22 protein-coding genes are annotated in these 18,823 nt (G+C 40.1%); 11 read left to right on the top strand and 11 right to left on the bottom strand.

The features are described from left to right. The first annotated feature begins 1 nt into the window (after position 1). Genes EHQ58_RS13445 through EHQ58_RS13395 form a run of 11 tightly spaced genes read left to right on the top strand, consistent with a single transcriptional unit; the run spans position 2 to position 7,470 of the window. Positions 2–811, top strand: coding sequence for a hydroxyacylglutathione hydrolase (locus EHQ58_RS13445; RefSeq protein ID WP_135624419.1), 810 nt, complete (start codon positions 2–4; stop codon positions 809–811). Positions 812–824: 13 nt separating this feature from the next. Continuing rightward, positions 825–1,589 carry an endonuclease gene (locus EHQ58_RS13440; RefSeq protein WP_135624418.1) on the top strand — a complete coding sequence of 255 codons (765 nt, stop codon included), beginning with the start codon at positions 825–827 and terminating at the stop codon, positions 1,587–1,589. A 46-nt stretch (positions 1,590–1,635) separates the two neighbouring features. Then, positions 1,636–3,021, top strand: a complete 1,386-nt coding sequence (locus EHQ58_RS13435; protein ID WP_135624417.1) for a dihydrolipoyl dehydrogenase — start codon at positions 1,636–1,638, stop codon at positions 3,019–3,021. A 1-nt stretch (position 3,022) separates the two neighbouring features. Then, the gene (trhO, locus tag EHQ58_RS13430; protein WP_135624416.1) at positions 3,023–4,054 is read left to right on the top strand and encodes an oxygen-dependent tRNA uridine(34) hydroxylase TrhO; all 1,032 of its coding nucleotides are present in this window, start codon (positions 3,023–3,025) and stop codon (positions 4,052–4,054) included. Further along, positions 4,054–4,989, top strand: coding sequence for an ABC transporter ATP-binding protein (locus EHQ58_RS13425; protein WP_135624415.1), 936 nt, complete (start codon positions 4,054–4,056; stop codon positions 4,987–4,989). Before trhO ends, EHQ58_RS13425 begins: the two co-directional genes overlap by 1 nt. Beyond that, positions 4,989–5,759, top strand: coding sequence for an ABC transporter permease (locus EHQ58_RS13420; RefSeq protein WP_135624414.1), 771 nt, complete (start codon positions 4,989–4,991; stop codon positions 5,757–5,759). Before EHQ58_RS13425 ends, EHQ58_RS13420 begins: the two co-directional genes overlap by 1 nt. Further along, positions 5,743–6,009 (top strand): BolA family protein, encoded by a 267-nt coding sequence (locus EHQ58_RS13415; RefSeq protein WP_135624413.1) that lies wholly within the window; start codon positions 5,743–5,745, stop codon positions 6,007–6,009. Before EHQ58_RS13420 ends, EHQ58_RS13415 begins: the two co-directional genes overlap by 17 nt. Before the next feature lies 1 nt (position 6,010). Continuing rightward, positions 6,011–6,685: a glutathione S-transferase family protein gene (locus tag EHQ58_RS13410; protein ID WP_135624412.1), complete on the top strand. Its 675-nt coding sequence runs from the start codon at positions 6,011–6,013 to the stop codon at positions 6,683–6,685. 2 nt (positions 6,686–6,687) lie between these two features. Then, complete coding sequence (locus EHQ58_RS13405; protein WP_135624411.1) at positions 6,688–6,912, top strand: BolA/IbaG family iron-sulfur metabolism protein; 225 nt, start codon at positions 6,688–6,690, stop codon at positions 6,910–6,912. Next, entirely contained in the window at positions 6,912–7,223 is a 312-nt protein-coding gene (gene grxD, locus EHQ58_RS13400; RefSeq protein ID WP_135624410.1) for a Grx4 family monothiol glutaredoxin, read from the top strand. The genes EHQ58_RS13405 and grxD overlap by 1 nt, the downstream gene beginning before the upstream one ends. A 4-nt stretch (positions 7,224–7,227) precedes the next feature. Next, positions 7,228–7,470 carry a glutathione S-transferase family protein gene (locus EHQ58_RS13395; RefSeq protein ID WP_135624409.1) on the top strand — a complete coding sequence of 81 codons (243 nt, stop codon included), beginning with the start codon at positions 7,228–7,230 and terminating at the stop codon, positions 7,468–7,470. 2 nt (positions 7,471–7,472) lie between these two features. Here the strand turns inward: EHQ58_RS13395 and gshAB are convergent, their stop codons facing one another. From gshAB to EHQ58_RS13340, 11 genes are all read right to left on the bottom strand, one after another. Continuing rightward, on the bottom strand, positions 7,473–8,474 hold the full coding sequence (gene gshAB / locus EHQ58_RS13390) for a bifunctional glutamate--cysteine ligase GshA/glutathione synthetase GshB (protein WP_135624408.1): 1,002 nt from the start codon (positions 8,472–8,474) through the stop codon (positions 7,473–7,475). Continuing rightward, complete coding sequence (gene gshA / locus EHQ58_RS13385; RefSeq protein WP_135624407.1) at positions 8,474–10,075, bottom strand: glutamate--cysteine ligase; 1,602 nt, start codon at positions 10,073–10,075, stop codon at positions 8,474–8,476. The genes gshAB and gshA overlap by 1 nt, the downstream gene beginning before the upstream one ends. 6 nt (positions 10,076–10,081) lie before the next feature. Next, a complete protein-coding gene (gene ggt / locus EHQ58_RS13380; RefSeq protein WP_246047360.1) occupies positions 10,082–11,845 on the bottom strand; it encodes a gamma-glutamyltransferase in 1,764 nt (587 codons plus the stop codon). A gap of 11 nt (positions 11,846–11,856) precedes the next feature. Beyond that, positions 11,857–12,180: a metal-sulfur cluster assembly factor gene (locus tag EHQ58_RS13375; protein WP_135624406.1), complete on the bottom strand. Its 324-nt coding sequence runs from the start codon at positions 12,178–12,180 to the stop codon at positions 11,857–11,859. Continuing rightward, a complete protein-coding gene (locus EHQ58_RS13370; protein WP_135624405.1) occupies positions 12,177–12,608 on the bottom strand; it encodes an iron-sulfur cluster assembly scaffold protein in 432 nt (143 codons plus the stop codon). The genes EHQ58_RS13375 and EHQ58_RS13370 overlap by 4 nt, the downstream gene beginning before the upstream one ends. Then, positions 12,592–13,833: a cysteine desulfurase gene (locus EHQ58_RS13365; protein WP_135624404.1), complete on the bottom strand. Its 1,242-nt coding sequence runs from the start codon at positions 13,831–13,833 to the stop codon at positions 12,592–12,594. Before EHQ58_RS13365 ends, EHQ58_RS13370 begins: the two co-directional genes overlap by 17 nt. Next, positions 13,833–14,150, bottom strand: coding sequence for a Rieske (2Fe-2S) protein (locus EHQ58_RS13360; RefSeq protein ID WP_135624403.1), 318 nt, complete (start codon positions 14,148–14,150; stop codon positions 13,833–13,835). Before EHQ58_RS13360 ends, EHQ58_RS13365 begins: the two co-directional genes overlap by 1 nt. 2 nt (positions 14,151–14,152) lie before the next feature. Continuing rightward, the gene (locus EHQ58_RS13355) at positions 14,153–15,331 is read right to left on the bottom strand and encodes a SufD family Fe-S cluster assembly protein (protein WP_246047359.1); all 1,179 of its coding nucleotides are present in this window, start codon (positions 15,329–15,331) and stop codon (positions 14,153–14,155) included. Beyond that, a complete protein-coding gene (gene sufC, locus EHQ58_RS13350; RefSeq protein WP_135624402.1) occupies positions 15,332–16,084 on the bottom strand; it encodes a Fe-S cluster assembly ATPase SufC in 753 nt (250 codons plus the stop codon). Between the two features lie 96 nt (positions 16,085–16,180). Further along, positions 16,181–17,419, bottom strand: coding sequence for an EAL domain-containing protein (locus EHQ58_RS13345; RefSeq protein ID WP_135624401.1), 1,239 nt, complete (start codon positions 17,417–17,419; stop codon positions 16,181–16,183). Between the two features lie 118 nt (positions 17,420–17,537). Further along, positions 17,538–18,821, bottom strand: a complete 1,284-nt coding sequence (locus EHQ58_RS13340; RefSeq protein WP_135624400.1) for a sugar phosphate nucleotidyltransferase — start codon at positions 18,819–18,821, stop codon at positions 17,538–17,540. Positions 18,822–18,823: the final 2 nt, after the last annotated feature.

Raw genomic sequence — 18,823 nt, 5'->3', positions numbered from 1 at the left:
AATGCGAAATTTGAGTGTAAAACAAATCTACACTCACTCTCCACTTCGAAACTACACCTACCTAGTGTACTCAGAAAGAAGTGGGGAGGCAATTTGCATCGATCCCTATTCTGCAGAACAAATTGTAAATTTTTTAAAAAAAAATTCACTCTCTTTAAAACGAATACTGAACACGCATGAACATAAAGACCATGTAGCAGGAAATTTGGAATTGAAGGAGGCAACGAAGGCACAGATTTTTGCCCATCCCAAAACCGTTGGTCTTGTTCCGGGATTGGATGAAGTTTTGAAAGAAGGTGATGTTGCGTTCGAGGCCGAGGGTGAGAGTCTGAAAGCTTTGGAAACTCCTGGTCACACTTTCTGCCATTTGTGTTATGTGATGGGTGACGCAACCGGATCCAAGGAGATTTTTACCGGTGATACTCTATTTCATGGTGGAGTGGGAAATTGTTACCGTGGTGGCGATCCCAAGACCCTCTTTCAAACTTTGAACTCAAAGATATTATCCTTACCTGATCATATCAAGATCAATCCTGGTCATGATTATATTGAAAATAATCTGAAATTTTCCTTAACATTGGAACCAGAAAATGACCTTCTTAAGGAGATGCAGGAATGGGTGAGTCATCATCACAATGAGGCGAGTCCTTTTGAAGCTACGCTCGGAAAGGAAAAGAAAATCAATCCATTCTTCCGCTTACGAGAAATCTTCAATGACTGTCCGGATTTTTTTCAATCGATGGGTACAGAGATCCCCAAAACAGAGGAAAATCTATTCATCTATCTGCGTTCTGTCCGAGACAAATGGTAAACTAGTTACCAAGATGCCATTTCCTCTCACCTACCGTCTCCCATTCGTATTGCTGCTTTTATTTTTATCCTTTCTTTCTAGCTGTTCTATTGATGGTGAAGAAGAAGAGGTTCATACAACAGTCGTAACAGATTTTTCGAAAGCTAAAAAATTCCTCAGGCGCATCTATCGAAATGTCGGAAAAGAATTTTATTGCGGTTGCCAGTTCACACCTGACACCGAGAAAAAAGGAGGCTTCCAAATTCTAAATGAAAGTTGTGGACTTACCAGCAGAACAGGAAGTGATAGAAGTTACCTGATTGAATGGGAACACATCGTTCCTGCTTATAGCTTTGGTAAGGATAGGGCTTGCTGGAAAAAGGAAGATTGTGAATCGAAGGGAAAGATCGTACGAGGACGGAAGTGTTGTTCTGCAACGGACCCTGTTTTTCGTGAAATCGAGGCCGACTTACACAACTTAGTTCCGTCTCCTGGTGAAATCAATAATGATCGAGGCCACTTTCCTTTTGGTATCATTGAAGGAGAAAATCGAGAATATGGAAAATGTGATTTTGAAGTAGATTTTAAAACTCATGTCGCCGAACCTAGAGAAGCCATTCGCGGAGACATTGCCCGAATCTATTTGTATATGGAAATGCAATGGGGCGTTCGCATCCCCTCGGAAACAAAAAAACTCTACCTTTTTTGGCACGAAAACGATCCCGCTGATGCCTTTGAAATTCGCAGAAATGAAATCATCGAACGAATCCAAGGCAGGAAAAATCCATTTATTCCCTGAAGCGGTATTTACAGAAAACCTCACCTTTCTTACCATGTAATCGTAGATGAAGGAATTTGACATCATCGTCATTGGTGCGGGTGCAGGGACCAAGCTTGTGACACCACCTTCCCAGTTAGGGAAAAAGGTTGCCGTCTTCGAAAAAGAGACCCCGGGTGGCACCTGTTTGAATCGAGGTTGCATCCCTTCCAAAATGATGATCTACCCAACTGAGCTTCTTTGGGAAAGTGAATCCGCCTTCAAATATCCAATCGATACCAAGGGAAAACTCCAAGCAGATTTTGCGGCCATTTCGAAACGAGTCTCCGCGACCGTAGATGCAGATTCCGTGTCCATTCCCATTGCCTACGAAAAAAATCCTAATATAGAATACTTTCCTTACCATGCAAGGTTTGTATCAGATAAAGTTCTCGAAGCAAACGGTGAAAAATTTACCGCCAAACATATATTCATTGTGGTAGGGACAAGGCCACAAATTCCAGCTATAGATGGACTTTCCCGAACGCCTTATTGGACTTCCAGGGAGGCACTTAGGAATGACCTGCTTCCTTCCTCCTTAATCGTAATAGGAGCTGGGTTTATTAGCCTTGAACTCGGAGCTGCGTACAAAGCTTACGGTTGTGATGTGGTAGGCTTAACAAGAACAGATATTTTGCGAGAAGTCGATAAGGAAATCCGTCAGGAATTCGAATCCCACCTCCCCTTTCCTATACATTCTCATTTTACGATCCAGAGTGTCAAATTTGAGAACCAACTCTTTTCTGTAAGTGGAATCAAAAGCGACGGCAACCATGCGGTCTTTACCGCTGAGAAATTACTCGTAGCCACAGGCATCGTTCCCAATAGCGAAGACTTAGGTCTAGAAAATACCCAAATCAAATGCAATCCGTTAGGATACATCCAAGTTAATGAATTTCTGGAAACAAATGTGCCAGGCGTCTATGCTTTTGGCGATGTCATAGGTAGATATTTTTTTAGACATAGTGCCAATTTTGAAGGTGAGTATCTTTTTAAAAATCTGTATCTAGATCAAAAGCAAAAACCGATCCAGTATCCATCCATGCCCTCAGCTATTTTTACCCACCCGCAAATTGCAACTGTCGGAAAAACCGAAGAACAGTTGATCACTGAAGGTAAACCGTATTATAAAGGAGTCAATCGATACTCGTCTTCTGCCATGGGCATGGCGAGGCTGAGTGATACAGGTTTTGTAAAAATTCTAGTAGATAAGGAAACAGAAAAGCTCTTAGGTGCTCACATCATTGGGGATGAGGCAAGTAACCTCATACACCAACTCATTCTCGCGATCGATTTAGGAGCAACCCTCGACCAAATGCTTGCGATGATCTATATCCATCCGGCGTTGCCAGAAGTCACAAGAAATGCATTCCGAAAGGTTCGTGACATGCGAGACCAATCCAAGGGAAAATGAAATGAAAAAAATCCTTCTATTCAACAAATACGACAAAGATACCTTACTAAAGCAAGTGTTAAGTGATCCGAGAGAAAGACAAGTCCTCTCTTTTTATCGTTATGTAAAAATCGAAAATCCGAGAGAATTTCGTGACATGCTCTATGAAACTCTGTTTCCGCTGGGAACACTCGGACGGATCTATATTGCACAGGAAGGGATCAATGCCCAAGTGTCCATTCCGACAGATGAATACCAAAGTTTCAGAAACTCCATCGACTCGCATCGGGAGCTAAAAAACGTATTCTTTAACGATGCAGTGGAAAACAAAAAGGAATCCTTTTTAAAATTGAAAGTAAAGGTCAGATCGAAAGTAGTCGCTGATGGGCTAAAGGATGATACCTTTGATGCAAGCGATGTGGGAACTCATCTCAGTCCTTTAGAATTCCATCAGGCTTTAACCGAACCAGAAGTTGTCATAGTAGATTTACGGAATAATTATGAATCTGAAGTGGGACATTTCGAGAATGCCATCTGTCCAGATGCCGGCACCTTTCGTGAAGAATTGCCAATGGTAGAAGAAATATTAGCAGGAAAGGAAGATAAAAAAATACTCCTTTACTGTACGGGTGGCATTCGTTGCGAAAAGGCGAGCGCCTATTTAAAACATAAAGGGTTCAAAAAAGTCCATCAGTTGCAAGGCGGGATTATATCCTACGCAAAGGCCATAAAAGAAAATGGCTTGAGTTCCAAATTTAAAGGTAAAAATTTCGTCTTCGATGACAGGTTAGGTGAAAAAGTAACAGACGATATATTGACAGTGTGTTACCAATGCGGAAATCCATCGGACAGGCATACTAATTGCGCAAATCTTGGTTGCCATGTTCTGTTTGTTCAGTGCGAGTCCTGCCAAGAAAAAATGGAAAATTGTTGTTCGGAGCGCTGTCTTGACTTCATACACCTTCCGATTGAAGAGCAAAGAAAGCTCAGAAAGGAAGGAAGACACCACGAATATGAAACTCATCATTTAACGAGAAAACACGTAGGAAGATAATGCCCAATCACAATTCAGATTTAGCCATCAACATCCAAGGTTTGGAAAAAACATACGCTAGCGGCGTTAGAGCCTTAAATTCGATTGACTTACAAATCGAGCATGGAGATTTTTTTGCCCTGCTTGGACCAAACGGTGCAGGAAAATCCACAACCATCGGCATCTTAAGTTCATTGATCACAAAATCGAAAGGAACCGTATCCATATGTGGAGTCGACATAGACAAAAACCAAGAGCTTGCAAAGACCTTTCTCGGAATCGTCCCTCAGGAATTCAACTTTGGAATCTTCGAAACTGTTGAAAACATTTTGATCAACCAAGCCGGTTATTATGGAATTCCGAAAAAAGATGCCTTAGCAAAAGTAGACCATTATTTAGAAAAATTGTCACTGATTGACAAACGAAAATCTCAGGCAGGCCAACTATCTGGTGGGATGAAACGACGACTCATGATCGCTCGCGCTCTCGTCCATGATCCGAAAATTCTAATTCTAGATGAACCTACGGCTGGTGTTGATATTGAAATTAGAAGGTCCATGTGGGAATTTTTATCGGATCTAAATGAGAAAGGAAAAACCATCATTCTCACAACACATTATTTGGAAGAAGCTGAGTCTCTCTGCCGTAACATTGCCATCATCAATCATGGAAAGATCGTCGAAAATACTTCCATGAAAAAGCTATTGGTAAGTCTTACGAAGGAAACCTTTATCATCGATGTCAAAGACAGTCCGAAAAAATTGCCAGTTTCCAAAAAATTTGATTTTCTATGGACGGATGAAAAGACGATAGAAGTCCAAATCAGCAAAAAACAATCAATCAATGAGTTATTTAGTGAACTTTCAAAACTTAAAATCAATGTATCAAGTTTGAGAAATAAATCCAATCGACTCGAAGAGCTTTTCTTAAACCTTACCAAAAAAAAGGGAACCTGATGTTAAAACAAAACTTAGTCGCACTTCTTACCATTGTTAGAAAAGAATGGAACCGAATCATTCGCATCTGGATACAAACGCTCATTCCTCCCGTGATTACCATGGCTCTCTATTTTTTAATCTTTGGAGAACTGGTAGGAAGGCAAATCGGTAAGATTGGAGATTTCACTTATATCGAATTCATTGTGCCTGGACTCATTATGATGAGCGTGATCACAAATGCGTATGGAAATGTAGTATCCTCTTTTTTCGGAACCAAGTGGCAGAAAAACATTGAGGAGCTTCTTGTTTCGCCTACTTCACCTTATACCATTGTTCTGGGATATACATTTGGCGGTGTTGTCCGAGGGCTATCTGTAGGTTTTTTAGTGACTTTAACTTCGCTTTGTTTTACCAAGCTTAGGATCTATAATGGGTTTCTGATTTTAATTACCGTCTTTCTCACTTCCGTACTGTTTTCTCTAGGCGGTTTTTTGAATTCACTCTTCGCTAAAAAATTTGATGATGTAACCATCATTCCGACATTTATTCTGACGCCACTCACCTATCTGGGTGGGGTATTTTATTCGGTCAAAAATTTACCAGAGGTTTGGCAAATCATATCCTATGGAAATCCCATACTCTATATGGTAAATGCCTTTCGATATGGATTTCTGGGAGTGAGTGATGTGAATGTCTATTTTTCACTGGGCATACTCAGCCTACTTTCTGCCCTTCTCTTTTATATCAACGTCCGATTGATGCAAACAGGTTATGGAATTAGAAACTAGAAAAGAGCGCATCTATCAAATTCTCGAACAGGCGCTCACACCGTCTGAGCTCCTCGTCATTGATGATTCGAATCGGCATGCAGGTCATATTGGCTCTTCTCCCAGCGGAGAGACACATTTCCAGATAAAAATTTCCTCTCCACTTTTTAAAGATCTTCCCCTTGTAGAACAGCATCGGAAAATCTATAGCTTGCTCGCAGCAGAATTAAAAAATGGTCTGCACGCTTTAGAAATCGAGTCTAAGGATTAAAATGAACAAACCAAAATTAATCAGCTTTAAATTATGCCCGTATGTTCAAAGATCTGTGATCACACTGAAAGAAAAAAATGTCAGTTTTGACATTGCGTATATCGATCTAGCAAACAAACCAGACTGGTTTTTAAAGATTTCTCCTCTCGGAAGAGTTCCCGTTTTGCAAATCGGAAATGAAGTTTTGTTTGAATCGGCAGTGATCAACGAGTATTTAAACGAGACCAATCCTCCGAGTTTACATCCCTCAGATCCATTAAAAAAAGCAAAACATCGATCCTGGATGGAATTTGCAAGCACTCTGCTATCGGATCAGTATGTGCTAACACTCGCTAAAGAAGAAGTTGAATATTCAAAAAAATATAACGATATCAAAAATAAATTTGCTCTCCTGGAAAACGAACTTCCGGAAGCAAATGGCGCGGAACTTTATTTTTCGGGAAATACGTTTTGTCTGGTAGATACATCGTATGCTCCGTTCTTCATGCGCTTGGAATTCTTGATCCATGCTCGCAATGAATTCAGTATGTTGTATGAAAATATGCCAAAGGTTGCACTTTGGGCAAAGACACTTCTATCAAGACCCTCCGTAATAAACTCTGTTCTGCCGGAAGTGGAAGCAGGATACATACAATACATCAAAGACCATAAATCCTATTTAGCAGGTATCCTTTAAAAATGACCATTCCCGAAATTCAAAAAAAAATAGAAAACGGACTGCCTGGTTCGAAAGTGGAAATACTCGATCCTTATCAAGATGGAGTTCATATAAAAGCGGTCGTCACATATAGCGAATTTGCTGGAAAGTCTTTGATTGAACAACATAGGATGGTTTACGCCACACTAAAAGACGAGTTGAAAGAAGAAATACATGCATTAGCATTAGAAACAAGGAGTGAATGATGGAAGAAATCGTAAAAACAAAAATCGAGGATTTAATTAAATCGAGTGCCGTTTTCTTATTTATGAAGGGAACCCCAGACCAGCCGCAATGCGGTTTTTCGGCTGGTGTTGTCAGTACATTAAGGAAACTGAATATTCCGTTTGGATCGTTCAATGTTCTCTCAGATATGAATATCAGAGAAGGGATCAAAGAATTTACAAACTGGCCGACCATCCCACAACTTTATGTAAATGGTGAATTTATTGGTGGTCATGACATCACGGTTCAGATGGCGAACTCTGGAGAGTTACAAAAAAAAATCGGTTCCTAAATCCATGATAAAGATTTATCATTATTTTGGTTGTCCCTACTGCTATCGAGTGTTAAGTGCACTCGAGGCATTGGGTCTAAAAGTTGGAAAAGATTATAAATTAGTAGAGGCATTACGAGGATCACCAGGTCGAGAAGAAGTTGTCCGACTTGGAGGCCAATCTCAAGTTCCGTTTATGGTCGATGGAGATGTGAAAATGTATGAGTCGGCGGATATCATTCACTATCTGGAAAATAAATTTTCTTAAATTCAAAATCCAAGAAGTTGTAAAATCTTTTTTCCGACGCGGCGTGGAGTTCCCTCATATGGGAACTCATGGATATACAATACAGGATTGAAATTAATTTCCAAAATCGCATAAAATTTAGGATCTGGTTTTTTTTCAATTTGTGTTGAAATGATATCAATCCCGCAAATGACCGCACCGGCAGCGCGTGCACTTCTCAATGCAATTTCCTTAAACTCGGGATGGACAAACTCTGTCTTGTCTAATGAATCTCCCCCTGTGGAAATATTAGAATTCTTTCGTAAATAAACGACCTGTCCTATAGGAGCAATGCTCTCAATCGTTAATCCCTGTTGCAGGAGGATCTGTTTCTCGATATCCGAAATTTGGATTTTTTCCAAAGGAGTTTTGTGCCCTTCTCCCCTTCTCGGATCTTGGTTTTTACTTTCTACCAACTGCTTGATCGTTGACTTTCCATCTCCTTTAACATTGGCGGGAACACGATTGCAAACGGCAACAACTTCATCTCCTAACACTAGAAAACGGTATTCGGGTCCCTCAATAAATTCCTCTACTATCACCGAAGTCGAAAAAGAAAATGCTACTTTTAGGTGATTTTCAAAAATTTGAAGGGATTCTCCAGCCTCCATGATTCCGATCCCAATTCCAAAATTGGTCGTCGCAGGTTTGATTACCTTTTTCATATCTTCAAAAAGATGAAAATTTTCCAATGCAGCATCGATGTTCGAAAAACTCTTTCCTTGCGGCACCCGTATTCCGTGTTCAAGTAAAACGAGTTTAGAGGCTATTTTATTTTCCATAACCAAATAAGTCATGAGACTATCGAGCCTGGTTTTAGAAGCTTCCTTTACAAACTCTTGGTGATTTCCCTTTTTTAATCTTAAAAAATTTTCTTTACGATCAATGATTTCAACTTCGATCCCAAGAGCGAATGCTTCTCGGAGGATGATCTGAGTTGAAATTTCTAGATCCTCATACCCCCTTGGCAAATCAAGATTCGACATTAATTAATTCCGGCACAAAGTTTAATCGGTTCAAGAACGATTGGTTTTTGATTCTTTTTCTCATCTGAACCTTCCAAAGATTCAACTTGTCTTTGTTCGAATAAGGACTGATTGGCGAGTTCTTCAAAAAAATTCATTTTCTGAGGAGGTAGCGGCAGGTCTCTCAAATATTGGGCATGGCTTTTGCTCAGATTCAATCCAAATTCCTGAAATCCCATCCCATTCACAACTAGATCCATTTCTGTTTGAGAGGATAGAAGCAAGGATTCGTCGTTCCATTTCTCCCATTGTGCTTCCCAAGCTTTGGAAAAATAAATATTTTCAGAATCCTTTTCATCTAATAAATCCGCAATTTCTTGCAATTCAACTAATACCTGATAAACTAAGTCTGTCACTTTCCACTTCTCACCAAATACTTTAATCTGTGTTTTCGGATTTCGGCCCGACCATGATATTTTGTCCTGGTTCTTCCTCCAATCCTTTAACTCAAGTTTATCTGCCTTAGGAGAATCTGCAAGAAGGCAGTATAGAAGAAACAAATGAACAAAGCGCAGTTCATTTTCCTCAACACCGATCGGAGAAAAAGGATCAACATCAAGAAGACGAATTTCTAAATATTCGATCCCCCTTTGTGTCAAAGCATCGATCACTCTTTCATCTGCTTCAGGAATTTGTTTCGGTCTGACTAGAGAATAATATTCATTCTCGATTTGCAAATAATGATCATTCAGTTGCTCTTCTTTTTTGACAGAGTATTTTTTATAATCTGGATAAGATTTGGAAACCGCGGCACACATTGACCCAGAATACTCGCGTAAGGAATTAACGGATATCGGGACTTTTGCTTGGACTTTACTCGTATAACCAATACTCGAAAGTCGAAGTGTTGTCGCATGTTTTGCATTCCATGTTCCCTTTGCAATTTTTTTTAAACCCTTCTTTTTCTTTAAAAACGATTCATCAACCAGACTCGAGGCACCAAACAGATAGAATAATACGGGCGATAACCGATTGAAATTACGAATGGTATCTAAATATATCTCAGATTGAGTATATTTATCCAGAGGTTTCTTATATCTTACTTCAGACACAGTGGCAAGAAGGCATTTATCAAAGGAGATGTTGTAGTGCACACCAGAGATGGTCTGCATATTTTTTCCATACCTATGTCCTAGTCCTTTTCGATAAATTGTCTTTTTTCGTCCTTCTTTACTTGTTCCATACTTTCCAACAGGAATTTCATCTTCTGACGGCAATGGACAGGGCATACTAAATGGCCAGAGTGTTTCATCTTTTAATTTCTTTAAGGTAAAAGAATGCAATTCCGTTAACTCCAAAATTGTATCTTCTATTTTTTTGTATGCATTCGTTGCATATTCGATTTGTGGTTCTGCAAAATCAGTTTTGATGAGCGGATGCATCAAACTCGAGCCTAAACTAAGAGGATGATCCTTCATGGAAAGCTGACCCTTTTCATCAATGCGTAATGCTTCCCTCTCTAAGCCATGTTTGGCGGAAAGTAAACAATCAACTCTTGACGTTGTGAGTAGATTTTTAGCAGTTTTCTTATAATTTCGAGAAAGTAATTTTTTATGTTTCATATTTTTTTAAAAACCAAGGGGCACGCCCTCTCCACGCGGGTCGGAAACGCCGATCAACTCATCTTTTTCCCGAGCGACAGCAAAAACTTTTGCCCTATGCCTAACATATTGGACTTGATAAAATGGGAGTTCTGTCAGAGGAAATCGGACTTTTGCCTCTGGTTCTACAAATAAAATATCTGGTTGGTACTGGTGGTGGTATCTAGGATGAGAGGCACTTTCGTAAAGCGAAAGACCTTTGGTTTTATATTGGTATAAAGTATTTAAGATCGTTGTTGGAATTTGAGATCCCCCAGGAGCTCCGATGGCGATTTCACTTTTTCCCGAATCGTCTAACAAGATCATGGGTGACATACTTGACAAAGGTGTTTTTCCTGGCTCAATCGCATTTGCGTTAGAACCCAAAAGCCCGTAGATATTTGGAAATCCTGGCGCAACGGCAAAATCATCCATGGTATTGTTTAGAATGAGTCCCGTTCCGGGAACAACAATTTTCGCACCGAGACTCCCATTTATGGACTGTGTACTAGAAACAGCATTTCCATCCTTGTCCATTACGGAGATGTGAGTTGTATTATAAGATTCAGTTTTTAAGTCTCCGATTGTAGATGTCCAAGCACCAGAAACAATCTTTCTCTCGATTGCGTTTGCTTCGGTTTTAATATAAACTTGTGAGAGAAGTGATTGAACATCTATTTTTGTAAATTTCGGATCTCCACCTAATTCGGCACGATCCCTATATCCGACCCGCATGGATTCAGTTAATCGAATGATCTCACCAACTTCACCGGTTGGAAGACTTTTTCTGTTTTGCAATTCTGCTAATAATTGGAAAATCGTAAGTAGGTGAACTGCCGAGGAAGGAGGCGGCATCGTTATGATTTTTTTTCCAAAGGCATAACCGACAATAGGCTCGGATTCATTGACTTTATAATTTTTTAAATCCTGAAGGCGAATGTGCTCCTGATAAGGTACGTAAAATTTTGCGATTTTTTCAGCGGTTTGTCCCTCTCTGATCTCCATCTCCTCAAGAAGTGCTAACCTTTCAAGAACTGTAGATAAGTCAATTTGGACTAATGGTTCTCCTTCTAATAAAGGACGACCTTCCTTTCCAAATATTTCCTTCATCTCCGGATTCATTAATTCCCAATTAGACTTAATAACACGCGCTAAATCACCATAAATGGCAAATCCTGATTTGGCAATTTGAATGGAAGGTTCCAAAACTTTAGCAAGAGGTAAGCGTCCATATCGTTTTTGCAGTAATAGAAGTCCCGGAATCATTCCTGGAGTCGCTGCACTAAATGGACCATTGACAGTTTTTCCAGGAATTGGTTTTCCTTCGTTATCAACGTAAGCTTCTTTCCTTCCTGCGATCGGAGCTCGTTCTCTAAAATCAAAGGCTCGTTTGGTTTTGCCCTGATCGAGATTGATAACAGCAAATCCACCTCCCAGAAGTCCCGTGGAGTGCGGTCTTACAATCGAAACAACAAAACTGGCAGCCACAAAGGCATCAACGACGTTCCCGCCTGCCTTCCAGGCATAAAGTCCAGCACTAGAGGCAAGAGGATGGTCTGTCGCGATTACAAATTCTTTTCCCGTAAATTCAAATCTCTCTCTTTTTTCTGCTGCTCCTTCAATCTGAAGCAGGGAAGGTGCTTCGGGAACCTGTAAAGTCCGGAACCTGATATTCTGGATTGGTTGGCACTGGACAATAAACAATACCGATACCAAGGCTTGGATTTTAAATATTTCGAGATTAAAGAACAAAGAGATTTGCCTCAATCATAAATGCCCATATGCATTTTTGCGTCTTCACTCGCCATTTCTCTAGGATCCCATTTGGGATTCCATACTACGTCGACGATCGCTTCATTGATCCCGTCAACTCGTAGTGCATGATTTTCAATGTCCTTTTTCATTTCTGGTCCAGAAGGACAAGCAAGAGAAGTATAAGTCATCTTGATCAAAGCCTTATCAACTTCTACTTTTACCTCATAGATTAGGCCTAATTCTACGAGTGAAATTCCAATCTCAGGATCTTCAACGGATCGTATGCTGTGAAAGACTTCCCATTCCTTTTCTGTTGATGGTTCGGTAATCATGCTTTCTCCTCTTTTAAAAATCCTTTTCTCAGAGCTTGAAACGGTAGAAACGCACACCGATGTCGCCCTGGATTTTGTTTCATTAACATCCAAAACTGAATTTCTTCTGTATTAAAACTTTCAAAACTACGATTGTCATGCAGAAAATTTTCAATGAATCCCTGGTAACGATTTAGACTGGATAGATCCCATTTTTCTCGTCGAGAAAAGAGAATGCCACTACTTGCCATACAAACGGAACAGGATTCGCCATTCATCGACTCAATCTCTATCTTTGCATTTGAAACAATACAATGAAGAGATATTTGATCTCCACAAAGTGGATTGGAGGCAGTTAGAATTGTGTGTGATTGTTTCGCTACCTCCCAGATGCCAAGTTCCTTCCAATTTAGGAAATCTTGGTATTGGTTGTTACTTTCTTGCGACACGAGAAAATATGGCTTTCACTTTATGTAAACCTGCCACCAAGGCATCTACATCTTCTTTTGTGGTATACAAATAAAAAGAAGCTCTACAGGTTCCGGGTATAGACCACTCTCGCATGAGTGGCTGGCAACAATGGTGCCCTACACGAATGGCAACACCTTCTTCATCTAGCATGGAACCTACGTCATGCGGATGAACTCCTTCCACTGTAAAAGAAACGACTCCTCCACGTTGTGAAAGATCATCTGTTCCATATAGTTTGATCCCACCCATACGACTCAGTTCTTCCAAAGCATAGGCAGTGATTTCTTGCTCATGAGAATGGATATTTTCCATTCCCACTTTTGAAAGGTAATCAAGAGCATAGGAGAATCCGATGACACCCGCAATATTTGGTGTTCCAGCCTCTAGCTTGGCAGGAAGGTTAGCATAGGTTGATGATTCTAAATTTACAGTTTCTATCATGTCCCCACCACCTAACCAAGGGGGCATCTCCTCAAGTATTTCTTCTTTCCCGAACAAAACTCCCACGCCCGTAGGCCCTAACATCTTATGGGCAGAGAAAGCAAAAAAATCTACATCCATTCCCACTAAGTCAATTTTTAAATGTGAGGAGGACTGAGCCCCATCTATGAGTACTTTTGCTCCGACTTGCCTGGCCCTTTCTATGATGGGTAGAATATCGTGAATGGTTCCCGTTACGTTCGACATTTGCGAGACCGCTACGAGCTTTGTCTTTCTCGTGATGATATTTTTTAAGCCAGAAAGATCATAGGTGGTATCTGCTTTTATGGGAATAAACTTCAATACGGCCTTTTTCTCTAAGGCCAACATCTGCCAAGGCACCAAATTGGAATGGTGTTCTTGCACAGATAACACAATCTCATCACCAGCTTGGATATTGTTTCTACCCCAGGCTTGGGCGACAAGGTTGATCGATTCGGTTGTTCCCCTTGTAAAAATAATGGCTTTCGCACATTGTGCTCGGAAAAAATTTGAAGTCTTGATTCTCGTTTTTTCATATAACTCAGTGGCATGTTGCGAGAGATGATAGATACCCCTATGTATGTTCGCATTTTCTTGTGAATAGTATTTTGTCGTTCCTTCAATTACCGAACTGGGCTTTTGGGAAGACGCAGCATTGTCCAAATATACAAGTGCTTTGCCACTGGGAGTTCTTGTATTAAGAATTGGGAAGTCTAACTTAAGCTGGTATGGATCAAGCATTAAAAAGCATCCTCATAATCCACTTCTATATCATCACCATTGATTCTTACTGGAAACAAAGTTAAGGGCTCGGTAGCTGGCTTGGCAAGAACGGCACCAGTCCGGATATTGAATTTTGCAAAATGTCTAGGACAGGTAATTACCTCACCTTCTAGTTTTCCGCAGGAGATTATTTCTCCGTCATGAGTGCAAACATCCTCAAAGGCAAGAAATTCCCCATCTAAACGAGTCAAAATGATGTTGGTAAATTTTGTTTTTTTTACTAAAATTTTTCCTTCTAAGACCTGATCTGTTTTTGCTAATTTGAGAAATGCCACTTTTAATTCCTTAAAACACTAGCTCTAATCTTTGCAGAAACCGATTCTTTAATGTGATCAGGAAATGGTATTTTGTTTATTGTTTCTTCGTAAAAAGAGGCAACCAAAATGGATTTTGATTCTTCGGGTGTTAATCCTCGTGAAAGAAGATAGAACAACTGCTCTTCGTTAATATCTCCAACGGTCGCACCATGCGTGCAAGATACATCCTCTGCCATAACTTCAAGCTTCGGGTTCGCCTCTGCCCTTGCTTTTTTATTTAAAGAAAGATTATGAGATTCTTGGTGGGCGATTACTTTTTTAACCGAATTCGGTATCGCCAAATTGCCTGTAAAGATGTGATGTGCTTTATCATTTACGATGGCCTTATAGATGATCTTGCTCGTCGAGTCGGAGGCTAAATGTGTCACTTTCGCATCGATATCAAGCAACTCTCTTCGAACAAGGGAACTAACGCCGGTTAAAAAATACGAAGAACCTTTTCCGTCGAGCTCTGGATGATAAAAATGTTTTTTACGAAAGCCTCCACTCGGAAAGGAAAAAATGTTCAATTGGCTATCGTTTTCTTGCTTTGAAACCTGACATCTGAATTGAACTAGATTTTCATCAAATTTCTCTTCATAAAGTATATCTAATTTTGATCCTGATCCGAGTTTATAGAATGATATGGAACCGAGAAGATGTTGATTTTCGCTGAGACTCGAGGAGAGGTAGGTTTCCATTAATTTTGTCTGACAGTTTTCTTTTACTGAAAAGAGAATCACTGAAAATGCGTTTCTGTCCTGTGAAACTTCATATTGGAAGTCATAATACATTTCGTCCTTTGCGTCTTTATCTAGTTCATAAAAATAAAAATTTTCAGCCTGCAGGATGGTATAGAGTGCAAAATAATTTTCACTCGCCATCTGAAGCATCTCTGTTAACATGCGTTTTGCTGTTTCGGAGTTTTTCTTTAGATCAAAATGAGTATCTTCCATTCCATGAATGTTAGATTCAGATTCATTATTGATCAGTTCAGCAAAATCTAATTGTTGAAGTGGAAACTTTCTCCAAATCTCATCAGATATCTTTGGGTAGGAAAGAAGATCAAAATGTTTTTTCGCTTCTGATTTACACCACGAAACCAGAGATTCAGGTATAAAATTCGACGTAGATTTTTGATTTAAAACCGTTGCATTCAATTATTTAATCCCGGCCTTTTCCAGTATCCAATCATAACCTTGCTCCTCTAACTTGAGAGAAAGTTCCTTGCCCCCTGTCTCAAGAATCTTGCCATTCGCAAACACATGAATGAAATCTGGGATGACATAGTTCAACATTCGCTGGTAGTGCGTAATTAAAAGTATCGAACGCTCACTCGATCGATTGGAAGTAATGCCCTCAGAGACGATTCGTAAGGCATCAATATCAAGGCCAGAATCGGTCTCATCCAATATGGCAAGTGCAGGCTTGAGTAAACTCATTTGTAGAATCTCAGCCTTTTTCTTTTCTCCGCCCGAAAATCCATCATTCACATAACGAGAAATAAATGAGTCTGGAACATCTAATAAGGACATGGCGCTTTTCAGCTCCGCTTTAAACTCTTTTACAGGGACATCTTTCCCTCTGTGGGCTTTTAAGATCGATTTTAAAAAATTCCCAATGGAGACCCCTGGAAGTGCGGTAGGGTATTGAAAGGAAAGAAAAAGACCGAGTCTCGCGCGTACATCGGTTGGCAAGTGGAGGATCGACTCTCCTTTAAAAAGAATGTCACCGGAAGTGACCGTATAGTGAGGGTGGCCTAACAATACATTGGAAAGAGTGCTTTTCCCTGAGCCATTTGGTCCCATGATGGCATGCACCTCACCGGCTCCGATGCTCAGATTGACTCCTTTCAGAATCTCTTTTTCTCCAACGACTGCTCGCAGTTCGCGAATTTCTAGAAGGACGGACAATTTTGTATCCCTTAAACTATATTTTTAGAATGGTTCTACGTTTAGACGATTCTCTACTACCAAGAAATCATTCCAATCTAAAAAAACAAACGATTCCTAATCCGTCCAGTCCACCTGGGCAATGAGGATTCGGGATTGTGCTAAAGAGAATGTAAAAATCACATATTGATTTTGATTCTGAATGTCATAAAGAGGGTACGTAACGCCCCATTTTTTTTGAAAACGATCGGATTCTGCTTTATGTTTTAAGAAGTATGGTTTCCAAGCATAATTGTTTCCAATCTGTGTGATCTTTTCTAAATAGCCGCCTGCCATTCGATCGAGATCGTATGTGGGCGTTATCTGATAGCCATCTTTATCACAGACAAAAATTTTCAAAATGTTTTTAGGCAACGTTTTTAAGATGGTTCCAAAGTAGAATACAAAGTTATCGTCAGATGCGTCTTCTAAGCCACTAAATACCTGGTTTAAGTGGTCAATGATGACCTGCTCACGTCTTCCCTTCTCTACCAGTTCAATCGACCTCTTATGACTAAAGTTTTCTAAAACATGTGTCATTTTTTCCGTAAAGGTATTTCGATTTAGAAAACTAGGATTTGGTGTCGAAAAGTAGTAGCCTTGCAAAAGGTTCGCACCCATGGACAAAGCTAGATTGACTTCTTCTTCCGTTTCAATACCTTCAAAAAGAAGTTGAGAGCCCAGCTTCTGAGACATTTCCGAAATCGCACCTAAGACTTGTTTGAAAGAATTTTTATTTAAACTCTCTCTCATGATTTGGATATCCACTTTCATGATATCTGGATGGAGATAGCCAATCCGTTCCAAGTTCGAAAAGCCAGAACCCAAATCGTCGATTGCGATCTTAAGACCATAATCTCTAAAAATTTGTACGATTTGTATCAGCCTTTCAATGGATCCTTCAAATTCATCTTCCGTGATTTCAATGACAACTTGATTTCTATTGATACCGTATTTCTCAATGAGTTGAATGATGTGAAAATTTTCTGCAAATAAGTCCGTGTGATGCACGCGAGAAAGAAAATTTGGCATCATATTAAAAAATAACTTGGTTCTAAGGTTCGACTCCTTCAATTGCAGGACTGCTTTTTCCCTGAGGATACGATCGATATTGTAGATGGGTACCATATCTTTTTCACGGCTATGAAAAAGACTACCGAGGGAATGGTATGAATTTTCTTCGGGATTGAACTGTCGCCCTAGGACTTCATAGGCGGAGATCGACCGATTGATCGCATTTACGATGGGCTGAAAATGAGGAACGAAATGACTTTCGTTCCAAAACTGATTGCCTTGCTCTGTTTCTGTAATGAACATAGTTCGCTCGCTTTCCTTGGATACCATGTGAGCCCTACTAAGGTCGGCAATCTATTTTTACGTTTTTTGTGACAATTTTAGCACAAAAAACCCTGTTCTATGTCATAAATGTGGCAGATTAAATCTCATACCCATCGGGAATTTTCGTATGTCTGGGAACTACGATGATCCCATCGCGAATCCTGACAAATTCGTCCTCATACTCCGTATATTGGTTCCGATTGAGAAGCTTAACGCCTGTTCCGATGGCACAGTCTTTGTCGACGATGGCATTTCGTATCTCACAATCTTGGCCGATTCCATTGGGAATCTTTCCTGATTTTCGATCAAAGCCGCCGTAGTGGTTCAATCCCATAATGACAGAATCATAAATTTTCGATCCACGCGCAATGAACTGTCTTACACCGATCACCGAACGGTGAATCTCACAGTGATCCAAAATTGTACCTTCAGAAATCAAGGCGCGATTCACAATCGCATTGTTGATTTTTGTGGGAGGGAGGGACCTTGCCCGTGTATAGAAAGGTGTCTTTTCCAAATACAAATTGAATTTGGGTATATCATCCGTTAACATTAAGTTAGCATCATAAAATGCTCGAATGGTTCCAATATCTTCCCAGTATCCGTCATAATTATAAGCCTTCACTTTTTTCTCACGGATCGCCTTTGGCAAAATTTCTTTCCCAAAGTCTGTCATGGATTGGTCTTCTAAGACTTCAATGAGGGTTCTTGTATTAAAAATATAAATGCCCATATTGGCGAGATACTTTCCGTCTGCTTGGCGACAGCTCTCAACCTGGGATAAATCTTGGGGTTTTTCTATGAATTCCTGTATGAATCCACCAACTCCTGTCTGCACAATTCCCAATCCATAAACCTGATCCTCAGGAACCGCATTACAGGCCACACTGATCTCAGTTTCAGGATCGATTAAATGGTTTTGCATAAAATCGGCGAGATCCATATTATAAAGCTGATCTCCAGAAAGAATTAAAACGTATTTTGGAAGTTGCTCGCGAATGTAGGGCAATACCTTTCGTACGGCATCGGCGGTTCCTTCGAACCAATTGACACTAGAAACGGTTTGCTCCGCCGCGATGATCTCGACAAAGGATTTCTGGTGGATCGAATTCGAAGCATAGGTTCTATGCACGTGGCGATTGAGGGAGTAGGAATTGAATTGAGTGAGGACAAAGATTTTCTCAAAACCACTGTTCAGTGAATTGGAAATAGGAATATCGATCAGTCGGTATTTCCCACCAAAACTAACAGCAGGCTTGGACCGTTTTTCGGTTAGAGGGAGCAACCGAGTACCCTTTCCCCCACCTAATATGACTGTCAAAACCTCATCTTTTTTTAAAATAAAATCGACACAATCGATTGAGTCTTCTTGGAAGCGCATAC

The organism is Leptospira ognonensis (assembly GCF_004770745.1).
In the GTDB taxonomy this organism is placed as follows: Bacteria; Spirochaetota; Leptospiria; order Leptospirales; family Leptospiraceae; genus Leptospira_A; species Leptospira_A ognonensis.
The sequence above is the reverse complement of the archived record's forward strand: the minus strand, read 5'-3'. Positions and strand labels throughout refer to the sequence as shown.